Below are 25,077 nucleotides of genomic sequence, written 5' to 3'. Positions count from 1 at the left end.
GCACCAAGATTGTCTGTGGAAGTTGGGTTTAGGGGTGTAAGAGTTTTAGATACATACACCCCTACACCCTTACACCCTTGATATTTCGTCTTACTGCGTAAGTCTTCATATACAGGACTTACGCACCAAAATTGTCTGTGGAAGTTGGATTTAGGGGTGAAAGGGTATTAGGATAAAAATAAAGGTTGCGGCCATAGTTATGGTTCTACGTTTGACAGTTCCTCCCTTAGAAAATGGCGATCGCTTAACTCGCTTTGAATTTGAACGGCGTTACAACGCCATGCCTAAGTTAAAAAAAGCTGAATTAATTGAAGGAACTGTCTACATGGCTTCACCTCTGCGTTTTGAACCCCATGCTGAACCCCACGCCGACTTAATGGGCTGGTTATGGAATTACAAAATTGCAACCCCAGGAGTACGTCTCGGTGATAACCCGACTGTGCGCCTTGATTTAGACAATGAACCCCAACCCGATGCGCTGTTATTGATTGATGCTCAAGCTGGAGGACAATCACGTTTTAGCCAGGATGGTTATATAGAAGGCGCACCAGAATTAATCGCCGAAATTGCCGCCAGTAGCGCCACAGTTGATTTAGGAGACAAAAAGCGTGCTTATCGACGTAATGGCATTAAAGAGTATATTGTCTGGCAAGTCTTTGATCAGCAGATTGATTGGTTCTGCTTGGAAGCAGGAGAATATGTCAATCTGCAACCAAATCCAGCAGGGATATTTCAAAGCCAAGTCTTTCCAGGATTATGGTTAGATAGGTCGGCATTGTTAGCAGGTGATATGCAGCAGGTATTAACTGTATTACAGACAGGGCTGAATTCGCCTGAGCATCAAGCTTTTGTACAACAGTTAACCCAAGCAATGGAATTGAATGGATAAGTAAAAACAATATCACAAGAATTATCAGCAGAATTAAGTGATTTTACGCCCCTACAACGTTCGGCTGACGCTCACGGGGAAGCCCTTAAAGCCTGACAACGCCAGTCGCCTCCAGTTTTGTGAGTAATTTCGGTGTAAGTATTATTCTGCTTGACATAAACTGACAGTCAAGTTTAGATTAAGAAGTGTATATAAGTGTAAATTTAACATTGACTAATAATCGTCTGCTGTGACTTAGCAGGTTGACCATATTCACGACACATTCATAGTTGAGCCAAACTACATCTGAGCAACAGATTTCTTTTTTGTCTGTGTAGTCTGTGTTTTGATCAATGCCTTGTGTAAGCATGTTCTTACGTGGTAAATTATAAATAACGAGCGTTCGATATAAATAAAATTGCTTGCTATTGCTTGCTCGCCCCTAGAATCCCAAATCCACAATCATTTGACTTATGCCCAAAATTGTTGACCATGACCAATACCGGAAAGAACTTCTCAGCAAATGCTTTGATTTATTTGCTCAAAAAGGTTATGGCTCCGTGACTATGCGGCAGATTGCTCAAGAGATGGGGGTTTCGACAGGGACTTTGTATCACTACTTTTCTAGTAAAGAAGCCTTATTTGAACAATTAGTAGAGGAAATTTCACAGCAAGATGTGAGTGCAGCTTTGGCAGAACTAGAAGGGAAAGAAACTCTGTCAGAAGCAATGACAGCTTTAGGGAAATATCTAGTAAAAAACGAGGATTACTTTATTAAGTGGACATTTGTTTGGGTTGATTTTTGTCAACATCAAGACTCAGAGAAACTGCGACATCAAAGCAGTGTTTTTAAACGTGCTAATCAACGCTATCAGCAAGCTGCTTGTAGATTTTTGGGGGTTCAAGATCAGGTTTTAGCTTCTTTTGTCTTGAGCTTTGTGAATGGATTAATTCTGGAGAAATTATGGGGAGATGAAAGTATTGATTTTGTTGAGCAATGTACGTTGCTGGGAAAAATGTTGACAGTTTATTTGCAACAAAACAGCACGAGTCAGAATTAGTAAATTGAATTTTTAGAGGGGAATATGGGACAAAATCTACTATTGAAATCTGCCAATAAAAAATTACTGGGTTTATTGATTGGGGCTACGGCTATTACTGGGGGAATTGTGGTTTATGGTGTTTCTCAGTTTGGGTTAATTGGACGTACAGCTTCTCAAGAACCAGCGACTGTAACCGCCTCAGTACCAAAGGTTTCAGCTTTAGCCAGACTCGAACCAGAAGCAGAAGTGATTAGCTTATCTGCGCCTTTGGTTTTGGATGGCGATCGCCTCCAGGAAATTCGGGTGCAAGAAGGTGATATTGTCAAACCTGGGCAGATCATCGCCATTTTAGATTCGCGCGATCGCTTAGAAACTGCCGTACTCCAAGCCGAGAAACAAGTGCGTGTCGCCCAAGCCAGACTGGATCAAGTTAAAGCTGGTGCCAAAACTGGGGAAATTCAAGCACAAAGAGCCAACATCGAGCGTTTGCAGGCTCAATCTGTAGGAGATTTTATCGGACAACGGGAAGCGATCGCCCGGATTGAAGCGCAATGGGAAGGCGATCGAATTGCCCAAGCCGCCAGCATTCGGAAACTCGAAGCAGAACTCCGCAACGCCCAATCTGAATATGAACGTTATCAAAAACTATATACCGAAGGCGCAATTTCTAACTCTGCCTTTGACAGTAAACGCTTGATTGTTGAGACAAGCAAACAACAATTAGACGAAGCCAAAGCAGTTTTAGGGCGAATTAACTCCACCGCCAGCAGACAACTAGCAGAAGCGAAAGTTTCTTTAGCGCGAATTAACGCCACTGGGAACAAACAAGTTACCGAAGCCAAAGCCACACTCACCAGTATTGCCGAAGTCCGCCCCGTGGATGTGCAAGCCGCCAGAATGGAAGTTGAAAATGCGATCGCCGCACTCAAACGCGCCCAAACTGACCTACAAGCAGCTTATATTAGAGCGCCAATGACCGGACAAATCCTCAAGATTCACACCAGAGTCGGCGAAAAAATGAGTGAAAATGGCATTGCAGACTTAGCGCAAACCGAACAGATGATTGCAGTCGCCGAAGTTTATCAAACAGACATCGGCAAAGTCAAACTCGGACAAACAGCCACAATCACCAGTCCAGCATTTAACGGCGAGTTGCGCGGTGAAGTTTTCTATGTTGGCTTACAAGTCAATCGCCAAAACGTATTTAGCAACGAACCCGGAGAAAACTTAGATAGCCGAGTTGTAGAAGTCAAAATTCGCCTTAATCCTGAAGATAGTAAAAAAGTTGCAGGTTTAACAAACTTGCAAGTGCAAACAGCAATTGAAATTTAGGGAGTAGGGAGTAGGGAGTGCTTTCAAGGGCAGGCTTTTTTTATTAGACAAATTTTTGGGCTTTTAAAACCAAAATTATTGTCTGAACAGTTAAAACTACGTTTCATAATTGAGAATATTCTCAACTATTTATCGAAGGTTTAAAAACCTGCCCTTGAAAGAGTAGGGAGTGGGGAGTGGGAAATGGGGGAAAGTTACACCAATGACAAATGACAAATAAAAAATATGAAATTATTTCTCAAAACGCCATTAGCATGGCGGCAATTATTAAAAGAAAGAACTCGCCTCTTAGTAGCAGTCGCAGGTATTACCTTTGCCGATATGCTGATATTTATTCAGATGGGGTTTGAAGGGGCATTGTTTGATGCAGCTATCAAACCACATCGCAGTTTACAGGCAGATTTGGTATTAATTAATCCCCAATTTCAAACCCTGTTTTCTGTTAAAAGCTTTTCCAGAGAGCGACTGTACCAAACATTAGGTTATGAGGGTGTACAGTCGGTAAGCCCAGTTTATATTGGCACTGGACAATGGCGCAATCCCGAAACCAGATTAGAACGTGCCATTTTAGTTTGGGGGATTGATCCAGCAAAATCTGTGTTTAATTTTCCCGAAATTCAAAACAATCTAGACCCGATTAAACAATTAAATCAAGTGCTGTTCGACCAAGCCGGTCGTCCAGAATACGGCGCTGTGGGGGAGATTTTTCAAAAAACTGGCAAATTTGAAACAGAATTGAACAGTAAAAATGTCAGCGTCAAGGGCGTGTTTAGTAATGGTGCGTCTTTTGCGGCTGATGGTAATGTGATTGCCAGTGACTCTACCTTTTTACAAATCTTTCCCCAACGTAAAGCAGAGAGTATTGAAGTTGGGTTAATTACTCTCAAACCCGACGCAGATCCAAAAAAATTACAAGCGCAACTGATTGCCGGATTACCCAAAGATATCAGTGTTTTGACTCCAGAAGAATTTGCCCAAATTGAAAAAGCCTACTGGTCTAGTGGTACAGGTATTGGCTTTATTTTTGGGTTAGGTGTGGGAGTTGGTTTTATTGTTGGTATCGTGATTGTTTACCAAATTCTGTATTCCGATGTTTCTGATCATTTGCCCGAATATGCAACTTTAAAAGCAATGGGCTACACAGATCGCTATTTGTTAGTAGTGTTGTTCCAAGAAGCATTATTCCTGGCTTTTTTAGGTTTTATTCCGGCATTTTTCTTGTCTATTGGGCTGTATCAACTAGCCTACACCGCCACTATGTTGCCTATATTTATGAACTCGCAACGAGCAATCACTGTATTTATTTTAACAGTAATTATGTGTACAGGCTCAGGTGCGATCGCTATGCGTAAACTCACTTCTGCTGACCCTGCTGATATTTTCTAATTATCCAAATTTTATGTTACAAGAATCTCTGCCTGTAAATTCTTCCAGCTCACTGGTTAATTTAGAACCTGTAATTACTGTCCATCAATTAAACCATTACTTTGGGGAAGGTAATTTAAGAAAACAGGTTTTATTTGAGATTAATTTAGAGATTAATGCTGGTGAAATTGTGATTATGACTGGCCCCTCTGGTTCTGGTAAAACCACTTTGTTAACGTTATTAGGGGGGCTACGTTCTGCCCAAGAAGGCAGTTTAAAAATTTTAGGACAAGAAATTTGCGGCGCTAGTAAACGCAAATTAACTGTGCTACGTCGTCAAATTGGCTATATTTTTCAGGCGCATAATTTGATGACATTTCTCACAGCAACAGAAAATGTGCGTATGTCATTAGAATTACATGATGAATACCTGAATGAAAATATGAATGCCAAAGCGATCGCTATGCTAGAAACAGTAGGCTTAGGCGAACGTGTAAACTATTACCCAGAGAAACTGTCTGGCGGACAAAAACAACGGGTAGCGATCGCCCGTGCCTTAGTCAGTCATCCTAAAATTGTCTTAGCAGACGAACCGACAGCCGCACTCGATAAAAAATCTGGACGCGATGTTGTGGAATTAATGCAGAAACTCGCCAAAGAACAAGGCTGTACAATTTTGCTAGTTACCCACGACAACCGGATTTTAGATATCGCCGATCGCATCATTTATATGGAAGATGGAATACTCAAAAGTGATGGTGTAGATGTAGCAACAACAATGCACTAAATTATGAAAAAAGAAAACTAATGACAAATGACCAATGACAATTGACAATTAAAAATTGACAATTGACACTTGACTAAAATGCAAATTAGCAATTTATTTGTTGCTGGTGGCGTGGTGATGTGGCCGCTACTGGGGTTCTCTGTGTTAGCAGTGGCTTTGATTATTGAACGTATTTTATTTTGGATCAGAATTACCCATCGCCAAAATCCTGTTGTCAAAGAAGTACTCAAGCTTTATCGTTCAGATAATGTGGTTGGTGCTTTAAATAAATTACAGCAAAATACAGATTTACCCATCGCCCGAATTTTTCTCGCCGCTTTAGAATTAGAAGAACCAACACCAGAAGAATTTCGTTTGGCGCTAGAAAGTGAAGCACAAGCTGAAATACCCTTACTCAAACGCTTTCAAAACATTTTTGATACGATTATCGGCCTTGCACCATTATTAGGTTTGTTGGGTACAGTTTTAGGCTTAATTACTTCCTTCGCTTCACTAAATATTGGTGATGTCGGTGGTACAACAACAGTAGGTGTGACTGCGGGGATTAGTGAGGCTTTGGTATCCACCGCATCAGGATTAGTCGTGGCTATTTTTACCCTGTTGTTTGCAAATACCTTCCGAGGACTCTACCAGCGTCAACTGGCACGCATTCAAGAGTATGGTGGACAGTTAGAATTACTCTATCGCCGCCGTTATGAAAGGAGAGATAAATTTTAATGATATTAAAAGTGCTGAGTGCTGAGTGCTGAGTGCTGAGTGCTGAGTAGAAACTCAGCAACAATGGCAGAGTTAGTCATCACTCAATTCATCAGCGATTTGGTCATCATCAAGGTTAATCACAGGAACTTGTAAACGTCCTAGTTCATACATAAACTGGGGTTTGTTCATATTGCAAAAAGCAGCAGCTTTACCGAGTGAGAGTCTTCGTAACTCAAATAATTTAACAGCAAGCAAAAACGTGAGTTCTGCTTCTAAAGCTTGGGGTGATTTACCAGAGGTAATAAGTAAGTCATCAGGATATTGTAGGAAGAGGGTGTGCATTGTTCCTAACTCGGTTTTTTAGTTTAATTATGCTTGAATCTTCAATTGACTCTTTCGGCTATTCTCAGTTTGGCAGAACGCGATCGCGGGTTATTACTAATCTCTAACTCTTGTGCAGTGATTGGTTTTTTTGTAAGTACTCGCAACAATGGAGAATTGCGTAAACCATGTTTAACTAAGCGGTCTTCCAAACTATGAAAACTAATTACCGCAATTCTCCCACCAGGGACAAGGGCGTTTGGTGCTTTGGCTAAAAAAGTTTCTAAAGACTCTAACTCATCATTGACCACAATTCGCAAAGCTTGAAAGGCGCGGGTTGCTGGGTGGATTCTACCATAACGGTATTTGGGAGGAACAGCAGAGGCGATCGCTTCCGCTAATGCTGTTGTTGTATCAAATGGACGACGTTCGACAATGCGTCTAGCTATACGTCGAGATAATCTTTCTTCACCGTATTTAAAGAAAATATCTGCAAGTTCCGCTTCTTCCCACTCATTAATTACATCCGCCGCAGTTAGGGAAGCTTGCTGATTCATCCGCATATCTAAACTTGCAGTGTGGCGAAAGCTAAAACCCCTTTCGGGAGTATCTAACTGGTAAGAACTTACTCCCAAATCGGCGAGGATACCATTAAAAGTAGCGTCGGGAAACTGATAAGCTGCAAAGTTACTTTGAATAAATTTTACGCGATCGCCAAACTCTGCTAATTCTTTCTTGGCTGCGGCTAACGCATCCTCATCTTGGTCAATAGCCGTTAACTGTACATCCGGCGCAGTTTGCAAAATCAACCGACTGTGGCCACCACCACCGACAGTTGTATCCAGATAATGACCTCCCCCAGACACCGCTAAACCTGCAATTACTTCTTGCGGTAACACAGGTAAATGAGAAAATACCTGTTCGTCAATAATTAGCGATGAGGAAGAATCAGAATTCATTAGACTTAACGCAAAAATATGTAGTATTCCTATTGTATAGACATAGGAGACAAAGAGTTACTAAATATTCTGAATTCTGACTCCTGAGTTCTTAAATTCTTAGTTCTATTTTTTAACTTTTTGTTGGTAAATAGTAGCATCTGGTATTGGTTTAAACTTCTTCTCAAAATTGAGATTACTATTCAAAATAAAGCAAAATACTGCTCCGGGCAATTCAACTTCTTTTAACAGTGCATCAACAAGTTGTGCGTTATCAGTTTCGTGATTGCTTTCCCAAAAGCTGAATTTTCGCACTACTCCCAGGACATAAAGTGGTTTTTCGGGGAAATACTGCACAACTTTTTGGACTAAATAAGCAGTTGTAATATTGGGATAGCGAGATAATTGCTGACGTAGATGAGTTATCTCTTCATCAGAAAGACTATGAGCTTTAAAGTCATCAGTTATATTTAAACTAGCGCGTTCTTCTTGACCACGTAAGAGTAAATCATAATGTTCTTCAGCAAGCTCATGATATAGTTCGGCTCGATCATCTTGTCCTTGTTTTTTGAGGAAAGAACAAATTATTTGATAACCATCAATGGCAATGTCGATATCTTTGGCGATCGCTCTTTCAATATGTTCTATTCCACTAGCATCTTGTTGTTTTAAGAGTATTTGTCCTAATAGGTAATTGGCAGAAGCGTGGGTATGATCTAATTTAATAACTTCGCGCAACAATGGTATTACTGCTTCTTCACCTTCTAACTCAAATGTTAACAACGCTCTTGTCGTTGCTTCTCCTAATGATAGCGGTTGTTTTTCAGCTTTGGCATTGAGTTTATCTAAGATAGCTAATGATTGTTGCACTTCAGCATATTTTTGTCGCCAAGGTGTGGCAATTTTTTCACACCAAGCTTGACTAAAATTATCTCTAATGTTTTCAAAAGCGTTACCTAAATATTCTTGTGCTGCACTAATCAACATTGGTGCAGCTACAGATAATTCTTCTTGAATACCAGGAATAAACCCTAAAGCTTGTAATCTCTCTGTTAGGGAAGGATGAGTATCTGTATGATTCGTTTTTTCCGTCAGTGATTGCGCTAAATAAATGCTTGCTTCTCTCAGAGGTACGCCTTGAGTTAAAGCTGTTTGCATGGCGGTATAACTTGTTTTTGGCGGCTCAACTTCTGTTTGGACTTGATGATAAATATTAGACCAAAAATAATTTTCTAAAAATCTAATTTTTACCTTGCGATTCATCAAAGCCTTGGCTGTATTTTCTACGCCTGTGATTTCCACTGCACATCTATCAACTTCATATTCATTTAATCTAGCTAATTCAAAAGAATAAGCATCAAAAAATGGAATATACCACTGGAAGAACTTATGAAAAACCACCCACAATGATTCATTACTACTTTGTTCTAATACTGCTTGAATACGGTACCAAACCAGACGCTGACGATAAATCCAAGCATTGAAGCAATGATAATTTCCTGATAAATGTCCCAACTCATGGACTAAAACCGCCCGAAATTGTTCAGGGGGCAATGCTAACATCAATGGCAAACCGATAATCAGGTAATTTTGATACCAGCCAAATAAACCTAAGCGTGGTCTTTGGACAACGGTGGCATTAAAATCTGTAGTGAGTAAGATACGATGGAATCTGGGAGCCTTGAGTTTTGTCGTGATATCATCTACCAAACAAAACAAGCTAGGTACATCTTTGCGGCGTAATGCTAACCCTGTGGGTGGCGGACAAAATACCCAAAGCGATCGCCATAATATAATAGCGATCGCTAGTAAAAAAAGCACACCTTTAATAGTTCCACGGCTAAATGATCTAGCATTGAACATCAACCAGCCAATAGTTAGCAGTAATGCCACACTTACAGCTAAAATCATGAATATGTAGGCGTAACCTAACACAGCCAGACATGCAACGTGAAATCTATAAAGAGTTGGCTGTTGACTAGCAAAAATTTCTAATCTCTGAATTAGCTTATCAAAACGCTGTTGATCGAAAGCCATAGATGTTTACTAGCTTGTTCAATTTGCAATATAGCTGACACCATATATGCTTGACTTACGTAAAAATGCAGAACTCTCAAGTCATTTATTCTTTGCGCCATTCTACGTAAATATATAATGCTCAGAGTTGATACTTTTTAGGACAGGTAAAATACCTGTCCTAACTGTTGACTAATCCCAAATTAAACTCTGTGTAACCTTCTTATATATAATCACGAACATTTGGTCTGTGTGGTTCATCAGAGGAAGTATTAGAATCAGAATTACTACTTCTAGCGGCTGAAGAAGCCTGCGCTTGCGGAGAACCAGGAGAAGAAAGATTTAAGAAATCAATCAGTGTCAGAACACGTTTCTTAATTTGCCATTTACCATTTTTATTGACAACTGTGTCTACATAAGTACCGTTAGCAACGTCAATGCTGGTATCAGATAGCTTATGGGTTGCATGAAGGTAAGAAGACATAGTTGCTGTGTTGTTTTTGACATCTATATCGAAAGTACCTAGCAAATGTTGAGTAGCTGTATATCCGTTACCTTGAAATACTGAATAGACAAAATCAGCCCAGGCATTGGTGCCATACTTTGTTACACTAGTATCATCAGGAAAAATTGCAGTTATCTCAGCATCGGAAGTAAAACATTTTTGGTAAATCTTTTTACCTTCTGGCAGATCACCTCGACCAATAGCATCAGTCCCTAATGCGTAACAAACTGACAAACTTTCAATTTCTGATTCTGCATTTGGTTGTGATGCACTGGCTACATCGAATTTACCCCCCACGAAAATAACCATCACACCAGCCAGCAAAATCAAGCTTAACCGCTTGACAAAGAATGACATTAAATTTGATGCAACCTGCTGAATTTCTCTGCCTTTTTTCATAGAATTAACGTCTCAATGCCTATATAAATGTCTGGATTTTTGCTTGTATTTTTTACTGCAAGCCGGAGGTTATCTAGCTAATCAAAAAATTAGCTAAATTCTGTTCACTTTACTCAGTAAAAAAATTATGCCAAAAGAGTTTTTTTAAGTACTTTTGAACATAGCAATAATAATAACAGTTTATGTGGCATATCCAACTGATGATTACAACCATTTTTTTATCAAAGCCAGAATTTTATTTGTGTGAAAATAAGTCATTCATTTTCTGTGTTATCACTTTCAATCCATAAAAAATTCATAAATACAATATGAAAAAACAATACACATTTCCTAAAAGGAAATGTGTAAAAACAATTTCAAACTAATAGAGACGTTGTACACAACGTCTCTATTAGTTTGACTGTAAATTGATGTCAATTATTTATTAACCAGAAATAGGAATAGAAATGATAAATTCCGTGCCTACCCCTAAAGCTGACTCACAAGTTAAACTACCATTATGATTATCGACAATAATTTGCCGACTTATAGATAAGCCTAAACCTGTACCCTTACCCACATTTTTAGTAGTAAACAAGTGGTCAAAAATAGATGCTTTTACTTCGTCCGTCATACCTTTAGCATTATCTTTAATTTTAATTACTACCTGTTGCTTCGCCTGATCAACCCCGGTTTTGATAGTAATCGTATTCGTAATATCTGCTGAGTTATCTGCTAATTGTCGGGAATAGTAGGCTTCTTCTAAAGCATCAATGGCATTAGCCAAGATATTCATAAAAACTTGGTTTAGTTGTCCTAAGTAGCATTCTACTGAAGGAATGTTGCCATAGTCTTTAATAACTTGAATACCTGGATGATCATAATTAGCTTTTAAGCGATGTTGTAAAATCATCAAGGTACTATCAATTCCATCATGAATATTGGCTGATACTTTAGATTTAGTATCCGCGCGAGAAAATGTCCGCAGAGAAGTACTAATTTCCCGAATCCGTTTTGTCCCTGTTTTCATCCCATCAATCATTTTGGGTAATTCTTCCAACAGGATATCTATATCTATTTCTTCGGCTTTTTCATCAATTTCATCGCTAGGATTGGGAAAATTAGACTGATAAAGTTGTAGATAATCAATTAAATCAGTTACAGCATCTTTAGCTAAATCGAGATTGCCAGAAATAAAGCTAAGTGGGTTGTTAATTTCATGGGCAACCCCAGCGACTAAATTACCTAAAGATGACATTTTTTCACTTTGGATAATTTGTAATTGTGCTGCTTGTAAGTCCTGGAGAGACTGTGATAATTGCTTTGATTTATCTTGTTCGTTGGCATATAGACGAGCATTTTCAATGGCGATCGCCATTTGAGAAATCAAGACTTTTAAGACTTGCACTCTTTCAGGCATAAACGCCCCTGTGGACAATTTATTCTCTAGATAAATAATTCCTGTAATTTGTGATTGATAAATAATTGGCAAACAAAGAATTGATTTAGATTTTGCTGCTTGGATATAGCTATCAAGGCTAAAAGGTTCAGTCGTAGCTGCATCATTTAAAATGAGATTTTCTTGGGTGCGGAAAACATAATTAATCACAGACAAAGGTAACTCTAGATAGCTATTGATAGGCAGTGATTGTAAAACTGTTACCATATCATCCACAGCATTACCCGCAGCTTCGATATATAGCTTATTTTCTTTTACCAGTAGTAATACGGCTTTTTGGGCGGCAGCATTTTCTAGTAAAATTTTGATTAACTTACTTAACAAGTTTTCTAAGACAATTTCATTGGTAATGGCTTGAGAAACTTTAATGAAGGTATGTAAGTCCAAGAAATCGTTTAAACCACTACTGGTAGTAGTGTGAGTTGTAGTACGAACGACATCTACTTTAAGAGCAGAATTATCAGGTGTGGTAGTTTGTTTAACTAGAAAAGGATATTTGACTTCTAATTGTTTAACTTTAGCGATCGCACCCCAACGAATACAGGCATAATAAGCCTTAGTAATGTAAGTTTGCTGAATTAATTCTTTCCCTACAGACTGATAAAACTCACCTGCTAACTGGTATGCTAAAGCCTCATCTAACAGATAACCATTAACTTGGGCTTTTTGAATAGCCAGTTCATAGTAATCCATCGCCTCCAAATGGCGCTGTAAAACTCTCTGTATTTCTGCTTCCACCAAATAAAATTTATGTAGGTGATTCATTGGTGCATGAGTCGCCCAGAGTTCCATTTTTTGCTGATTATTTCTGACTTTTTCTAAAATCTCAGTCTGTGTTGCTTCGGAAGCTGTTTGATAATTTGCCAGTTGTGCTAATGAATCATAAAAATAGAACAAGGGAACTACAAATAATCCAGTAACACCACCTAATGATTTTTCTGCCATTGCTGCATACTCGACAGCAAGTTGATACTCACCAAATAAATAAGCCAGCATCAGCTTATTAACAAACAGGTGATTCATGGTGTACAAATCATTTACCTGTTGATGAGTAGGTAACATCACTTGCTCATCGTAAGCTTCGCCCATTAAATAGTAAACATTCTCTGGACTGCCTTTCAAATTCAATACTGTTTGCAGATATATAGAATTCCAAGTAAAGGCGACTTGTTGTTGAATTTTTTTCAGTGATTCACAATAAGCAACCAGTTCTTTTTCTAAAATCCAGAGTTCTTTACCCAGCCAAAAAGAGTGATAAGGATAGATATATCCACAATAACCAGCATATTCTAAATCTCCCGTTTCTAAACCAGTGGCAAATCCTTGTTTAGAAGTGATTAAGGTTTCTTGAATATGCTCTTGCCAGTGCATCACATGGGCGCTGACTACTGTGAGAATTTTTGGTTTTAATTCTTCAGCATTAAATTGTGAGACTACATTTAATGCTAATTTTCCAAATTCATAGCCAACATCAATTTTGCCTTGAACTCCGCAAAGCAGTAATCCATATAAGCTGTAGCCATAAGCAGAAACAGATGTATTGCCATATTTTAAGGACAAAATCACCATTTCATAGGCGATGAGGGGCATTAACTCAGGTGCAGTTTGAAAGGCTGCGGGGAGGACTCCCATCAAAATTCTCATTGCTGCGATCTTTTGGGGATCGGTCATTAATGGTAGGTTAATTAAATCTGCGATCGCTTTGGTTTGTAAATTAGCAGTAATCTCCTCTACCCTGAGTTCATATTCCACGGCTGTTGGTTGCTCTGGAATTTTAATTCCCAGTAACTCTAAAGTTGATAATGCGATTTGAATTGCTTTTCGTTGTTGTTTATGAATAATCGAGGCGATAATCTGCACTTCATAAACATGAACTTTATCGAGTAAAGTTTGCGCCTCCAGCAACACAACATCAGCCCATTTCAACATCTGCTCAAAGTTACCACCCAAATGAGCAACTTCCGCACCACCTTCATATAAACTTAGTGCTAACTGATATTCTGTTTGCCAAACATCTGTGCTTAACAGTTCTATGCCAATTTTGTAATACTTCAAAGCTGCTTCATAAGCTGTAGATGCTTTCGCCTTCCGTCCCGCAATTAAATTAAACTTGGCTAATTCTGTCTTTTGCGATTGCTCAACTATGGAATTAACACCGACATTTAGCTGATTGACTATATCAAAAATATGAGCTTCGATTTCTGCGGGAGGGATATTTTTAACCAGCAACTGACCGATTTTTAAATGAGTATCTTGCTTTTGAGATGCTGGAATTAACGAGTAAGCAGCCTGTTGTACTCGGTCGTGTAAAAACTTATAACTAATTGTAGAAGTTTCAAATTTTAACTTGACTGCCTCTTCTTGATTAAAAACTAAAGGAATCCGGTAACTTTCATTTAAAGGAAGAATCAAACCAGCTTGTAATGCTGGGTATAATTCATTAGCTGTGATAGAAGGTGCTTTTTCATTGATAATTGTCAACACATCTAGGCTAAATCTATCACCTACACAAGCTGCTAATTTCAAAATCTCCTGCGTAGTTGGAGGAAGTTTTTCTAGACGACTAGCAACTAGTTCAACAACATTTTTATCAGTAATACCAATTGCTTGAATTTTGTCTAAGTCCCACTGCCATTGTTGACTATTAAAATCAAACAATAATAAGTATTCTTGATACAGTGCTTGCAGCAATTGAGTCAAGAAAAACGGATTCCCACCTGTTTTATTAAAAATTAATTCAGCTAGTTGAAAAATCTGCTGTTTCAATGCTTGAGATGTCACATCCTGATTGCTGCTATGGCGGCTTGCTTGTAGAGTCTCAGCAATTATTTGGTTAACATGATGTAAATCTAAAGGTTGTAAAACCAGATTATTGACAATTGTGCCGACATTCTGAATTTCAGTGATTGTCTGAATTAAAGGATGGGTGGGGCTGACTTCATTATCTCTGTATGCACCAATAAATAATAAATATTTGCTATTGGGGTTTGTTGTTAGTAGTTTGATTAAGTTTAAAGTAGCCGAATCTGCCCATTGCAAATCATCTAAAAATATGACTAATGGATGTTCCTTCTGAGTAAAAACCTGAATAAACTCTTCAAAAACCCGATGAAAGCGATTTTGCGACTCGGCTGCACCTAATTCTGGGATTTCTGGTTGTTTGCCAATAATTAATTCAACTTCGGGAATCACATCAGTAATTACCTTACCGTTTGTTCCCAAGGCTGCTAATATCTTGCTTTTCCAGACGGCGATTTTGTCTGGATTTTCTGTTAACAAACAGCGCACTAAATAGGTAAAAGCCTGAATTAAAGAAGCGTAGGGAATATTTCGCTTGAGTTGGTCAAATTTACCCGAAATAAAGTAGCCTTGCCGTTGGGTGATGGGTTTATTAACTTCATTAACTAATGCAGATTTACCAATCCCGGAATATCCAGAGACTAGCATAATTTCACTAGTACCAGCATTCACTCGCTCAAAGGCTGCTAAAAGTTCATTAACTTGGGTTTCTCTACCGTATAACTTTTGGGGAATTAATAACTGACTTAAAATATCTAACTTCCCAGGAATAAAGTTAGTAATTTCCCCTTTAGTTTCTAATTGTTCCAGACAATTTTCTAAATCAACTAATAATCCTGTTGCACTTTGATATCTATCTTCGGCATTTTTCGCCATCAGTTTCATGACAATTTCTGAAACTGCATCGGGAATGTCAGGATTCAATAACTGAGGATTGACTGGCGGAACGGCAATATGTCGGTAAACAACTTCTAGGGGATCTGGGCTGACAAATGGGATTTGCTGAGTCAGCATTTCATATAAAGTCACGCCCAGGGAATAAAAATCGCTACGATAGTCAAGAATGCGATTCATTCTTCCTGTTTGTTCAGGAGACATATAAGCCAGTGTCCCTTCTACACAATTAGGATTGGTAAATTGGGGAGTTTCTTTATTTAACCGCGAGGCGATACCAAAGTCAGCAAGTTTAACAGTATTGGTTTGTAAGTTAATAATAATGTTGCTGGGTTTGATATCTTTATGAATAATTTGCTGTTGATGAAGATGTTCTAAAGCTTTAGTTAATTCGATGGTAATTTTTAAAGATTGAATTAAGTCAAGAGTATTTGTTTGGACAAATTGAGCTAAAGATTGACCACCAAAATCTTCGAGTAATAGTCCGACACGATGCTCAAAATTTTCTAAACTTATAGCTTTAACAATGTAGGGAGAGTCTAAAGTCTGTTGAATCAAATATTCGTTTTTGAGGCGGGTAAACGCTTCTAGGGTGGGATATTCTTTTTTCAAAAGTTTGAGAATTACTGATTCTGTAGTTACTGGTGTGTGCGTGCGATAGATAATCGTTTGCAGTCCTTCATGGAGAGTGGAGAGGATAGGATATTCTGTAAGATGTGGCATTGGTTTTTAGTTTTAAAGGAACACAAATTAAAATAAAATCTGCACTAGTTATGGAAGAGTTACTGGTTTAATTATTCCCATTGTTCTAGCAATAATCACAATCATGTAAGTTATTAATGCCTCATATCAGTTTTTTGATTTAAAACTTGCAGGGAAAACTGATAAAAATATACAAAGGCAGATTTTAAACAAACAATTTTGGCTTATGGGACGGTTAATTAAATTCAGTAAATTACCCAGTTTTTTGAGAAGATCACCCTGACACTCAATTCTAAGTACGATGTTGCTGTAAAAGCTACTGTGCTTGTACTTAACCTATTGTAAAGAGAGCGATCGCACTTCAACACAACCAGAGTTGAAAAAATTCCGATGCTTGAATTTCCGGCATCTCAAGCTCCATATAATAGTTGAAGAAGTGAAACAAAACGAAACATCGTAAAATCTCTCTGCTGCCACATCTTCTCCAACAAACTCCGGTATTGACAATGGATGCAGGCTTTACCCGCAAAATATTGTCCTTACAAACTTAACTTTGGCAGACACGATTTTATCGGTCTGGTTGGCATCTACGCGGTTCCTTTCAATTTTTGATCATGGGAGAACACGGAAATTTATGGCCAGAATAGAAACCCGTACTGAACCAATGGTGCTGAACATGGGGCCACACCACCCCTCAATGCACGGGGTTCTGCGGCTAATTGTCACCTTGGATGGCGAGGATGTCATTGATTGTGAACCGGTGATCGGCTATTTACACCGAGGTATGGAAAAAATTGCCGAGAACCGTACCACTGTTATGTATGTTCCCTACGTTAGTCGCTGGGACTACGCAGCAGGAATGTTTAACGAAGCTGTCACAGTTAACGCCCCCGAAAAGTTAGCTGGTATTACAGTCCCCAAACGCGCCAGCTACATCCGCGTCATTATGCTGGAACTTAATCGCATCGCCAACCACTTGCTATGGTTTGGCCCGTTCCTCGCTGATGTAGGCGCACAAACTCCCTTCTTCTACCAATTCCGAGAACGGGAGATGATTTACGATTTGTGGGAAGCAGCGACAGGCTACCGTATGGTAAATAACAACTACTTCCGCGTTGGCGGTGTGGCTGCCGATTTACCGTATGGTTGGGTAGATAAATGTGAAGAATTTTGCGACTACTTTTTACCTGTAGTTGATGAATACGAAAAGTTAGTTACCAATAACCCCATCTTCCGCCGTCGTATTGAAGGTATTGGTACAATTACCCGCGAAGAAGCAATTAACTGGGGGTTATCTGGCCCAATGTTGCGTGCTTCTGGTGTGAAGTGGGACTTGCGGAAAGTTGACCATTACGAATGCTACGACGATTTTGACTGGGAAGTTCAGTGGGAAACCGTCGGTGATTGTTTAGCCCGTTATATGGTACGGATGCGGGAAATGCGCGAATCTGTGAAGATTCTCAAGCAAGCCCTGAAAGGATTACCAGGCGGCCCCTACGAAAACCTAGAAGCGAAACGCCTAGCTGCTGGCAAAAAATCTGAATGGGATGATTTTGATTACCAGTTTATTGGTAAAAAGGTTGCCCCCACCTTCAAAATGCCCAAAGGCGAAATTTATGCCCGTGTGGAAAGCGGTAAAGGTGAACTAGGCATTTATCTGGTTGGTGATGATAATGTCTTCCCCTGGCGCTGGAAAATTCGCCCCGCAGATTTCAACAACCTGCAAATTCTACCTCACTTATTGCGGGGTATGAAGGTCGCAGATGTTGTGGTCATCCTCGGTAGTATTGACGTAATCATGGGATCTGTAGACAGATAAGCAATGATTATTGTAGGGTAGGCATCTTGCCTGCCCTAACACACCAAGTAATTAAAGCACTTTTCAGTGATATAGCGTTTCTCAGTTGAACGCAGTACAAGTAAATAGGGACAGAGGCTAGAGGTTAGAGAAATGTACCTCATTGGAATGAAAACCGCTATATTCAGAGTAGTAAAATTAGCTTCTTGGCCTCTGTTACATTACTTTGCATCTGAAGGCTGATTTGCCTGAGTACTAACAAAAAAGAATTAAAATAAACTCAGGTAAAACCAGGGAGGTGAACATAATTATGTCGATAAAACTTTTACCAGACCTTGGAGATTTAGCTGAAGGACTAGGAGTTACAGGTATTGTTGGGGTTGTGCTAGTGCCTGTATTGTTGCCAGTAGTAGCTGGTGTTGGTAGACCAGTAGCCAAAGCAGTTGTGAAAAAAGGAATATTGTTCTACGAAAAAAGCAAAGCTGCGATCGCAGAAGTCAGCGAAGTCTGGGACGATATCATTGCTGAAGCTAAGGCAGAAGTTGGTGAAGAACGGATGAAATCTGCCGAACCCAGAGAAATCTAAGCTGCGTCACCAAAATCTGAATTATTTACGACTCCCGCAAGACATATCCCACACCCCGCACTGTTTGAATCAGGCGTTTTTGACCTTCATCTTCAATTTTCAGGCGCAGATAACGAATATAAACTTCAATCACATTTGACTCACCCATAAAGTCGTAACCCCACACATTTTCTAATATTTGTTCGCGGGTTAATACTTCGCGGGGATGTTCCATTAAGAACTTCAATAACTCAAATTCTTTCATTGTTAAATCAATTACCCGGCTATTTTGAATAGCGCGACGGGTTGAAATATCTAAAACTAACTCACCAAAGCGCAACTGTTCTGTCGTATCAATATCAGGTTTTAAATACAGGCGAATTAGCTTTAAAAATTCTTCTGGGCGGTAAGGTTTGAGAATATAATCATCCGCGCCAGCTTCTAGACAAGCTACACGGTCATCAACGGTATCCCGCGCCATTAACACCAGCACCGGAGAACGCATCCCAGTACTTCTGATATTTTTACATAAGGATAGTCCCGATTCGCCTGCCAACATCCGGTCTAAAACAATTAAAGCAGGTTGACAATCACGGCTATATTGCAAACCACTGGCGGCATCGTGGGCTAAAATCGCATCATAACCAGCTTCTTGCAAATCAGAAGATAGCTGATTTGCGAGGCTTTCATCAGTTTCAATCACCAACACACAGGGACTGTGAGCAACTGTCATAAATTTTAAGTCAAAAGTCAATGGTCAATGGTCAACAGGAGTAGCACTCAGCACTTGCCAATCACTTTGTTTTTCAATTCTATTTATAAATCAGTAATTCGGGAAAAAACCCAAAGAAACAATTTTGACCCTCCGAATTTTAGATTTTGGATTTTGGATTTTGGATTCTTTAGGGTACAAGCCCCAACGCCACTTGACGACAGTTGCCTCAAGTCGGGAGACCCTTTCAGCAGTTCCTCCTGGGGGAAACCCCCAAGACCGGACTGCTTCACCACGGCACTGTCTCCTTTATGCCGGGAAACCCGTCCATCGCAGTGGCTTCCCCATGTGTCTGTAAAAATCTAAAATCGTTAATCCAAAATCCCCAAGCCCCGCACCCTTGTGGTCGGGGTCAATCCAAAATCACAAATCTAAAATCCAAAATTACTTGACTCCAGTAAAGGTTGTCTATTGATAATGGGTGTCAGGGTTTAGGGGTGTATGTATCTCAAACCCTTACACCGTTCGGCTGACGCTCACGGCGAAGCCCCACACCCTGTCACCCCTACACCCTGTCTTCACAGACAATCTTGGTGCGTAAGTCCTAAACTATTGACCATTGACCATTATGGCAATTCCACAGAGGTGGGTTTGGCGATATGCGGTAGACCCCAGCCGAGTTTTTCCCGTAAGATGCGGAAAAACTCTGGTGGTTGTAGACGAATAAACCGGACACTATATTGCGATCGCTCTAAATATACCCGATCTTCCGAAAACACATAACAGCCACCATTGCCATCGACCACCATCACCAAACGCGGAATATTGACTGGATAAACATTTACAGTCTCCGTATCTGGGAACACCAAAGCCCTGGAAGCTAGGGAGTGAGGACAAATCGGTACTAACTGTAAAGCTGGTATCCCCGGAGTGACTACGGGGCCACCTGCACTGAGGGAATAAGCCGTAGAACCTGTAGGTGTCGAAATAATTATGCCATCTGCGGCAATATCCACTGGCGCGTGACGACCAATAGCAATTTCAAAATGACACATACTAGTTAACGGTTCTCGATGCAGCACCATTTCGTTTAAGCATAGGGCTTCCCACAATACCGACTCTCCGCGCAATACTTTCACAGTCAGCATTGCCCGTTCTTCAATTTCATACTCACCCGCCATTGATTGTTCCAGGGCTTGGGTAAGTTGATTGAGATAAGTTTCTGTTAAAAACCCCATGTGACCGGTATTAACTGTTAACAAGGGAATACCCAAGGGCGCAACTTGACGAGAGGCAGCTAAAACAGTCCCATCTCCCCCCAAGACAACTGCAAACTTCATGTCTGAGTCAAACCCAGGGGGTGTTAAACCATCAATTGGAGTGTGGCATACGGGACTTTCGGGATTAGCGTAGCCCAGTATTCCACCGATGCTACTGGTGACACATACATCCCAACCCGCAGCAGTGAGTTTCTCTTCTAGTTCGATAGCGACACGACTGGCTATCGGTTTTAAATCATTGTAGATAATGCCTGCTTTCGGCACATTCAAATATCCAAACTTTTAGCGATGCTTTGTACTATGTAATCCTGACATATTTTGAGTCCGTGAGCAAAAGTCAAAAAGAGGCTAGGGACTAGCATTTTTTACTCAGCACGAATGACTATTGACTATTAACCTTTTTAAATGGCGATCGTTTGTCTTTTTGCTTTTTGGTCTTGGTTTTTTCGTAGTTTAGCTCTTTGAGCTTTTTCATAATTCTACTAAAATACTCTTGTAAATAAACTTCGAGAGTAGTTGTTTCTTGTTGATTTAAGCCAAATACTTGATACACTTCATCCATTGGGGCGTTTAATGGTCTGCCACTGGCCAACACTTCTGTAAACGCCAGCCTATCTGCCACATTCCATCCCCACTGAAAGAACCGGACACATCGGCGTACAGTCCGCAATAAGTTTAACGGCATTCTGGTGACTTTGGCATCTTTACCAGACAAGCGTTCACATAAGCTAATAATTTCTTCTGCACTCCAAGCACGAGTTCCCACAACTGGGAAGGCTTGTTTTTCTGTGGCTGGTACAGTCAAAGCCCGCACAGCAAATTTCGCAATGTCTTGAGTATCCATATAAGCAATCGGTGATGACTCACCAGTTACCCAAACTGGCTGTGCTTCTAAAATCGGGATACCATATTGACCAATTAGCCCCTGCATAAAGCCAGCTAACCGTAAAACTGTGTAGTTAAGCCCCGATTCAGCTAAAAATAATTCTGTACACCGCTTAATTTCCATTAGGGGTACTTCGGGGTATTTTTCCGCATCAATTATAGAGAAGAAAATAAAACGTTCCACACCAGCCGCTTTGGCTGCTTGAATTAAGGCTACTTGCCCTTCCCAGTCTACCTGCTTGATTGTTAAAGAATCGGTGGCACGGGAAGTAGCTGCATCAATAATTGCGGTGACTCCTTCTAGGGCGGCTGGTAAGGTTTCGGGGTAACACAAATCTCCGAGAACGAGTTCCGCGCCCCACTCTTTGAGAAATGCCGCTTTTTTACTACTGCGGACAAGACAACGCACTTTATACCCCTCATCGATCGCACGACGAGCCACTTGTCTTCCTAAGGTGCCAGTGGCACCGACTATTAGTAATGTCATGAGGGCTGTATTAAATCTTAATGTTTTATGAAAAGAATCTTAACAGAATTATATCCGTAAACAAAAGTTTACACTTTTCTTAGAAATTAATTAATACCCGAAAATTAAGAAAACAGCGTTGTCCGTTGTGCGGACACGCTATTTTTTCAGATTCCAGAGAGATTATTCTTCTGCACCCTGAATTTTCAGCAATAAAGCACCTAAAGCCCAACCCACGAAGATTAAACTAAAAGCCAGAAAAGCTGTACTGAAAATTTCGCCACCCATTGTTGTGTGTCTCCTTTGTGAATCGTTTGTCATAATTCTAAAGGCTAACCTTTAGATTGCATATAATTTGGGCTGTTTGTTGCCATCTGGTAAATCAGGAGTAGAAGTTTTACTTTTACCAATGACCCCAGATAGACTGAAGTTACTCAACAGCTACCGTTGAATTAGACCTGTGTAAACAATTCTAAACTAGTTTGATGGTTAATCCCGATGATTGCGGGATCAAGGCAATTCCATGACAAATCGAGATAAATTAGCCTTATGTATCAAAGCGAGCCAAATCTCATAGCCAAATCACACAAAGTAATTCGGCCTCGATTAGCACTAACATTGGGAGATCCCGCAGGAATTGGGACAGAAGTAATATTAAAAGCTTTGGCTGATCCAGAAGTAACTCAAAATTGTGATGTCACGGTAGTAGGAAATCAAAATTGGTTAGTGCAGACTTATGACCAATTAAATTTATCGGGTAATTTAGTCGCCTTGGCAAATCCCCACAGCTTAAAAGTTATTGATGTGCAGTTGCAGGAAAATCTCGATGAAATTGTTCCAGGTGTGGGTAATGGGGTGAGTGGTGCGGCGAGTTTTGCTTATATGGAATATGCGATCGCCCAAACATTAGCAGGTGAATTTGATGGTATAGTTACAGCGCCCATTGCGAAATCGGCTTGGAAAGCCGCAGGTTATAATTATCCTGGTCAAACAGAACTTTTGGCAGAAAAATCAAATGTAGAGCGATATGGGATGTTATTTGTAGCGCGATCGCCTTACACTGGTTGGACAATCCGCACCCTGTTAGCTACAACACATATTCCCCTACGCCAAGTAGCAGATACACTCACACCCCAATTACTCAGCCAAAAACTAGATTTATTGGTAGAGTGCTTACAAACAGACTTTGGTATTAGTAAACCGAGAATTGCGATCGCAGGTTTAAATCCCCACAGTGGCGAACAAGGACAACTAGGAACCGAAGAACTCGATTGGTTGATTCCTTGGATCAAACAAGAACAGCAGAAACGCCCTCAATTGCTCTTAGAAGGGCCAATCCCTCCCGATACAATGTGGGTGAAACCTGGTCAAGCTTGGTATGGTAATTCATCCATCCAGAATCCAGCCGATGCGTATTTGGCACTGTACCACGACCAAGGCTTGATTCCTGTCAAACTCATGGCCTTTGACCGCGCCGTGAATACTTCCATTGGTTTACCATTTGTCCGCACTTCACCCGACCACGGTACAGCATTTGATATTGCAGGTAAAGGAATTGCTGACCCCACCAGTATGAAAGCCGCAATTCAATTAGCCTCTGAGTTAGCCAGTACTAGAAGGCAAGATCAAAAATATCCTTATGCTTGACTATCTAGATAAATATGCGCTATCCTTGTAAATTGTGTGGTTAAGGACGTATAGCTCAGTTGGTTAGAGCGCTACGTTGACATCGTAGAGGTCACTGGTTCGAATCCAGTTACGTCCATTTGTTGTACAGTGACTAATTATTTGTTGTTTTGTGATTTAAAGTTTGGTTTTGCCGCAACGGCAAAGCTATGCTTGAAAACTGTAACGGCAAAATCATGCCTGAAAAATTTTGAAAAAAAATCAACGTAAATTAAGCTAATCGGCATTTAAGCTGCAACATAGTCGCTATTACCTTTATTTTTGATTTTTCGATGCCACTTAATAATACCATTTTGGATTTTAGATTTTGCGAAAAGTTGCGTGGGCGGGTTCCCCGACTTGAGCAAACTTTTCAAGACAGATTTTGGATTGGGTAAGGGTTGATCGGTAAGCTTTTGAGCCATCAATCTGTCGCAATCATTTTTTAATTTGGTATAACTAACTCGCCTTGATTTAATAGCTCATCTAGCAGTGACTTTAATTCATCTACTGATTTAAACAGACGATGGGCAATATATTCTTTACATGAGTGCCAGACTAACTCGATAATGTTGTAATCAGGACTGTAAGCAGGTAAAAATTCTCGGACAAAATTAGGAAATTCTTCAGATATTTTAGCTAGAATATCTTTACGTTTATGAAAGCTTGCATTATCTAAAATTAAAATAATCTTCGACCCAGATTTTTCAAAATCTTCAAAACTGTTTCCTTGATTTATCCATTCTTGCTTAATTAATTCATTTAATTGTTGTAATTGCTCATAAAAAATATCTGCGTTTCCTTTTTTAACGAAAAAGCATACTCGTTTTCGGTCTAATTCTCTGATTGCTCCAATGACATTAACACGACCACAACGTCGTTGTCCTGGAACATTTTTACGTTTTCCTTTTTTACCCCAACCCTTACGCCGAATCACACGTAAACTGAACCCACTCTCATCCCAAAACCATACCTGTAAACGTTCTGGTTGTTCTCGCGCTATTAATAAATATTGAGCAAGTTTTTCTTTAAACTTCGCTCTTTCTATTGGGTTTTGTTTATCTTCTAAATCATATTTAGCCCAGATATAACTATACTTTTTTCTCTTTAATATCCTCCTCACTTGAGAACTACTTAAATCAATCCCTGTTTTCTCGGTTAAATACTTGGCTAGTCTTTCTGCTGTCCATTTCCCAAATTCGTAACCTAATTCTGATGGGTCTTGGTCAACAGTTTTTAATAATAGTTCAATATATTCAGGAGTCGCTTTTCGATAATATGCGTACTCTCTTTTATTATGTAGAGTTTCTAGATCATCTGGATCACCGTGCATACACCAATATGCTACTGTTCTGTGCGAACAGCCCAAAAACTTTGCAATTTCTTGTTGTGGTTTCCCATCATTTTGCAGCAGAATGATAAGTATTCTTTCCCTAACGTGTGGTAGCTACGCTTTCTTTTAGAGCTTCTTGTAGATTGCTGACTTGTGACGGTTTTAAAAAGTTTTTGGCTGGGGGCGGCATAGTTGCTTTTGAACGGCTTCATCTTATTATTATGCAACTTTAGTGCCGATTAGCTTACAAAATTAGCTGACACAAGA

At 39.8% G+C, this 25,077-nt stretch carries 18 protein-coding genes, 1 tRNA gene and 1 pseudogene; 10 read left to right on the top strand and 10 right to left on the bottom strand.

From position 1 onward, the window contains the following. Positions 1–199: 199 nt before the first annotated feature. The 6 genes from H6G77_RS16950 (at position 200) to H6G77_RS16925 (ending at position 6,112) form a co-directional block, all read left to right on the top strand. Positions 200–889: a Uma2 family endonuclease gene (locus H6G77_RS16950; RefSeq protein ID WP_190590797.1), complete on the top strand. Its 690-nt coding sequence runs from the start codon at positions 200–202 to the stop codon at positions 887–889. 452 nt (positions 890–1,341) lie between these two features. Further along, a complete protein-coding gene (locus H6G77_RS16945) occupies positions 1,342–1,929 on the top strand; it encodes a TetR/AcrR family transcriptional regulator (protein WP_190590796.1) in 588 nt (195 codons plus the stop codon). Between the two features lie 24 nt (positions 1,930–1,953). Next, entirely contained in the window at positions 1,954–3,243 is a 1,290-nt protein-coding gene (locus H6G77_RS16940; RefSeq protein ID WP_190590795.1) for an ABC exporter membrane fusion protein, read from the top strand. A 225-nt stretch (positions 3,244–3,468) separates the two neighbouring features. Continuing rightward, entirely contained in the window at positions 3,469–4,629 is a 1,161-nt protein-coding gene (gene devC, locus H6G77_RS16935; protein WP_190673383.1) for an ABC transporter permease DevC, read from the top strand. A 13-nt stretch (positions 4,630–4,642) separates the two neighbouring features. Continuing rightward, entirely contained in the window at positions 4,643–5,395 is a 753-nt protein-coding gene (locus H6G77_RS16930) for a DevA family ABC transporter ATP-binding protein (RefSeq protein ID WP_190872183.1), read from the top strand. Positions 5,396–5,473: 78 nt separating this feature from the next. Further along, the gene (locus H6G77_RS16925) at positions 5,474–6,112 is read left to right on the top strand and encodes a MotA/TolQ/ExbB proton channel family protein (RefSeq protein WP_190673428.1); all 639 of its coding nucleotides are present in this window, start codon (positions 5,474–5,476) and stop codon (positions 6,110–6,112) included. A 72-nt stretch (positions 6,113–6,184) separates the two neighbouring features. Here H6G77_RS16925 and H6G77_RS16920 read toward each other — a convergent pair whose 3' ends face one another. The 5 genes from H6G77_RS16920 to H6G77_RS16900 all read right to left on the bottom strand — a co-directional run bounded on the left by H6G77_RS16920 (position 6,185) and on the right by H6G77_RS16900 (position 16,127). Continuing rightward, positions 6,185–6,436: a UPF0175 family protein gene (locus tag H6G77_RS16920; protein ID WP_190590791.1), complete on the bottom strand. Its 252-nt coding sequence runs from the start codon at positions 6,434–6,436 to the stop codon at positions 6,185–6,187. Positions 6,437–6,477: 41 nt separating this feature from the next. Then, the gene (gene rsmH, locus H6G77_RS16915; protein ID WP_190872182.1) at positions 6,478–7,374 is read right to left on the bottom strand and encodes a 16S rRNA (cytosine(1402)-N(4))-methyltransferase RsmH; all 897 of its coding nucleotides are present in this window, start codon (positions 7,372–7,374) and stop codon (positions 6,478–6,480) included. A 105-nt stretch (positions 7,375–7,479) separates the two neighbouring features. After that, positions 7,480–9,390 (bottom strand): M48 family metallopeptidase, encoded by a 1,911-nt coding sequence (locus H6G77_RS16910; RefSeq protein WP_190872181.1) that lies wholly within the window; start codon positions 9,388–9,390, stop codon positions 7,480–7,482. A gap of 202 nt (positions 9,391–9,592) precedes the next feature. After that, the gene (locus tag H6G77_RS16905; protein ID WP_190590788.1) at positions 9,593–10,273 is read right to left on the bottom strand and encodes a nuclear transport factor 2 family protein; all 681 of its coding nucleotides are present in this window, start codon (positions 10,271–10,273) and stop codon (positions 9,593–9,595) included. 424 nt (positions 10,274–10,697) lie between these two features. Continuing rightward, complete coding sequence (locus tag H6G77_RS16900; protein WP_190872180.1) at positions 10,698–16,127, bottom strand: AAA family ATPase; 5,430 nt, start codon at positions 16,125–16,127, stop codon at positions 10,698–10,700. A gap of 613 nt (positions 16,128–16,740) precedes the next feature. On the opposite strand from H6G77_RS16900, the gene H6G77_RS16895 reads away from it, so the two are divergent. Together H6G77_RS16895 and H6G77_RS16890 are read left to right on the top strand one after the other, a co-directional pair. Continuing rightward, a complete protein-coding gene (locus H6G77_RS16895; protein WP_190590786.1) occupies positions 16,741–17,925 on the top strand; it encodes an NAD(P)H-quinone oxidoreductase subunit H in 1,185 nt (394 codons plus the stop codon). A 289-nt stretch (positions 17,926–18,214) separates the two neighbouring features. After that, the gene (locus tag H6G77_RS16890) at positions 18,215–18,490 is read left to right on the top strand and encodes a DUF5132 domain-containing protein (protein ID WP_190590785.1); all 276 of its coding nucleotides are present in this window, start codon (positions 18,215–18,217) and stop codon (positions 18,488–18,490) included. Positions 18,491–18,515: 25 nt separating this feature from the next. Here H6G77_RS16890 and nblR read toward each other — a convergent pair whose 3' ends face one another. From nblR to H6G77_RS16870, 4 genes are all read right to left on the bottom strand, one after another. Then, a complete protein-coding gene (nblR, locus tag H6G77_RS16885) occupies positions 18,516–19,202 on the bottom strand; it encodes a response regulator transcription factor NblR (protein ID WP_190590784.1) in 687 nt (228 codons plus the stop codon). Positions 19,203–19,807: 605 nt separating this feature from the next. Further along, positions 19,808–20,725: an NAD(+) kinase gene (locus H6G77_RS16880; RefSeq protein ID WP_190673369.1), complete on the bottom strand. Its 918-nt coding sequence runs from the start codon at positions 20,723–20,725 to the stop codon at positions 19,808–19,810. A gap of 118 nt (positions 20,726–20,843) precedes the next feature. After that, positions 20,844–21,833: an SDR family oxidoreductase gene (locus H6G77_RS16875; RefSeq protein WP_190590782.1), complete on the bottom strand. Its 990-nt coding sequence runs from the start codon at positions 21,831–21,833 to the stop codon at positions 20,844–20,846. 162 nt (positions 21,834–21,995) lie between these two features. Then, on the bottom strand, positions 21,996–22,100 hold the full coding sequence (locus H6G77_RS16870; protein WP_062294992.1) for a PetM family cytochrome b6-f complex subunit 7: 105 nt from the start codon (positions 22,098–22,100) through the stop codon (positions 21,996–21,998). Between the two features lie 261 nt (positions 22,101–22,361). Here H6G77_RS16870 and pdxA point away from each other — a divergent pair, with 261 nt between their 5' ends. Next, complete coding sequence (gene pdxA, locus H6G77_RS16865) at positions 22,362–23,459, top strand: 4-hydroxythreonine-4-phosphate dehydrogenase PdxA (protein WP_190872179.1); 1,098 nt, start codon at positions 22,362–22,364, stop codon at positions 23,457–23,459. A 44-nt stretch (positions 23,460–23,503) separates the two neighbouring features. After that, a tRNA-Val gene (locus tag H6G77_RS16860) sits at positions 23,504–23,577 on the top strand. 345 nt (positions 23,578–23,922) lie between these two features. On the opposite strand, the pseudogene H6G77_RS16855 reads toward H6G77_RS16860, so the two are convergent. Beyond that, positions 23,923–25,000 (bottom strand): annotated as a pseudogene (locus tag H6G77_RS16855) (IS630 family transposase). Between the last annotated feature and the right edge of the window lie 77 nt (positions 25,001–25,077).

The sequence above is a fragment of the Aulosira sp. FACHB-615 genome, assembly GCF_014698045.1.
In the GTDB taxonomy this organism is placed as follows: Bacteria; Cyanobacteriota; Cyanobacteriia; order Cyanobacteriales; family Nostocaceae; genus Nostoc_B.
This window is presented reverse-complemented; position numbering and strand designations above follow the sequence as displayed.

Bases quoted from the DNA above. Each gene is read 5' to 3' on its own strand.
- H6G77_RS16950 (WP_190590797.1), top strand. From the start codon at position 200: ATGGTTCTACGTTTGACAGTTCCTCCCTTAGAAAATGGCGATCGCTTA.
- H6G77_RS16945 (WP_190590796.1), top strand. From the start codon at position 1,342: ATGCCCAAAATTGTTGACCATGACCAATACCGGAAAGAACTTCTCAGC.
- H6G77_RS16940 (WP_190590795.1), top strand. From the start codon at position 1,954: ATGGGACAAAATCTACTATTGAAATCTGCCAATAAAAAATTACTGGGT.
- devC (WP_190673383.1), top strand. From the start codon at position 3,469: ATGAAATTATTTCTCAAAACGCCATTAGCATGGCGGCAATTATTAAAA.
- H6G77_RS16930 (WP_190872183.1), top strand. From the start codon at position 4,643: ATGTTACAAGAATCTCTGCCTGTAAATTCTTCCAGCTCACTGGTTAAT.
- H6G77_RS16925 (WP_190673428.1), top strand. From the start codon at position 5,474: ATGCAAATTAGCAATTTATTTGTTGCTGGTGGCGTGGTGATGTGGCCG.
- H6G77_RS16920 (WP_190590791.1), bottom strand. From the start codon at position 6,436: ATGCACACCCTCTTCCTACAATATCCTGATGACTTACTTATTACCTCT.
- rsmH (WP_190872182.1), bottom strand. From the start codon at position 7,374: ATGAATTCTGATTCTTCCTCATCGCTAATTATTGACGAACAGGTATTT.
- H6G77_RS16910 (WP_190872181.1), bottom strand. From the start codon at position 9,390: ATGGCTTTCGATCAACAGCGTTTTGATAAGCTAATTCAGAGATTAGAA.
- H6G77_RS16905 (WP_190590788.1), bottom strand. From the start codon at position 10,273: ATGAAAAAAGGCAGAGAAATTCAGCAGGTTGCATCAAATTTAATGTCA.
- H6G77_RS16900 (WP_190872180.1), bottom strand. From the start codon at position 16,127: ATGCCACATCTTACAGAATATCCTATCCTCTCCACTCTCCATGAAGGA.
- H6G77_RS16895 (WP_190590786.1), top strand. From the start codon at position 16,741: ATGGCCAGAATAGAAACCCGTACTGAACCAATGGTGCTGAACATGGGG.
- H6G77_RS16890 (WP_190590785.1), top strand. From the start codon at position 18,215: ATGTCGATAAAACTTTTACCAGACCTTGGAGATTTAGCTGAAGGACTA.
- nblR (WP_190590784.1), bottom strand. From the start codon at position 19,202: ATGACAGTTGCTCACAGTCCCTGTGTGTTGGTGATTGAAACTGATGAA.
- H6G77_RS16875 (WP_190590782.1), bottom strand. From the start codon at position 21,833: ATGACATTACTAATAGTCGGTGCCACTGGCACCTTAGGAAGACAAGTG.
- H6G77_RS16870 (WP_062294992.1), bottom strand. From the start codon at position 22,100: ATGGGTGGCGAAATTTTCAGTACAGCTTTTCTGGCTTTTAGTTTAATC.
- pdxA (WP_190872179.1), top strand. From the start codon at position 22,362: ATGTATCAAAGCGAGCCAAATCTCATAGCCAAATCACACAAAGTAATT.